Genomic DNA, 1,125 nt, shown 5'->3' on the forward strand with positions numbered 1-1,125 from the left:
AAGTTCTCCACGTACGCCACCTGGTGGATCCGACAGGCGATCACCCGCGCGATGGCCGACCAGGCCCGCACCATCCGCATCCCGGTGCACATGGTCGAGGTCATCAACAAGCTCGGCCGCATCCAGCGCGAGTTGCTCCAGGACCTGGGCCGCGAGCCCACCCCGGAGGAGCTGGCCAAGGAGATGGACATCACACCCGAGAAGGTGCTGGAGATCCAGCAGTACGCTCGGGAGCCCATCTCGCTGGACCAGACCATCGGTGACGAGGGCGACAGCCAGCTCGGTGACTTCATCGAGGACTCCGAGGCCGTGGTCGCGGTCGACGCGGTGTCGTTCTCGCTGCTGCAGGACCAGCTCCAGCAGGTGCTGCAGACGCTCTCCGAGCGTGAGGCGGGTGTGGTGCGCCTGCGCTTCGGCCTGACCGACGGTCAGCCACGCACCCTGGACGAGATCGGCCAGGTCTACGGGGTGACCCGGGAGCGGATCCGGCAGATCGAGTCCAAGACGATGTCCAAGCTGCGTCACCCGTCCCGGTCGCAGGTCCTCCGGGATTACCTGGACTGAGCGGGTTTCGTCAACCCGACGTGTCGTTTTGATCACCTGGTGTGCAACACCAGATGGTGATCGTCCGGATGCACGAATGTGATCGTTGACGTGGCACCCTGGGTGCACGGCACACTGTCCCTTCCAGGTGTGACCTCGGTCCCCCGCGGGCACACAGGGAAGGCAGTGCCTAGTAAGGGTGTTGCACGATAGGTGAGCAACGACCGAAGAGATTGTTCATCGGTGACGACCAGAGGAGGAAGGCGATGACCCCGACCCTCACGCCGCCGCCCGAGACGGTGGCACCCCCAGCCGCCGATGAACGGTGCGACCGCTGCAATGCTGCCGGGAAGCTCCGGATCACTCTGGCGGGTGGGAGCGAGCTGGTGTTCTGCGGGCACCATGCGAACAAGTACGCGGAGGATCTCGTGAAGATCACCGAGCGGTTCGCGACGGAGCCCGATTTCAGCTGGCGTGGCGCCGATCTGATGGCGAACTAGATCCGCAAACCGACATAGCCGGCCGAGGCACCCCGAGGGTGCCTCCGGCCGGCTTTTTCGTCCCGCGTCCCGCGTCCCGCGC

2 protein-coding genes are annotated in these 1,125 nt (G+C 65.5%); both read left to right on the top strand.

Translation table 11 applies throughout. From position 1 onward, the window contains the following. The coding region (locus JM949_RS36090; RefSeq protein ID WP_203152489.1) for a sigma-70 family RNA polymerase sigma factor at positions 1 to 564 on the top strand (564 nt) is incomplete at its 5' end. A 245-nt stretch (positions 565 to 809) separates the two neighbouring features. Next, entirely contained in the window at positions 810 to 1,043 is a 234-nt protein-coding gene (locus tag JM949_RS36095) for a DUF7455 domain-containing protein (RefSeq protein WP_030337431.1), read from the top strand. The last annotated feature ends 82 nt before the right edge of the window (positions 1,044 to 1,125 follow it).

The organism is Micromonospora tarensis (assembly GCF_016803395.1).
Taxonomy (GTDB): domain Bacteria; phylum Actinomycetota; class Actinomycetes; order Mycobacteriales; family Micromonosporaceae; genus Micromonospora; species Micromonospora tarensis.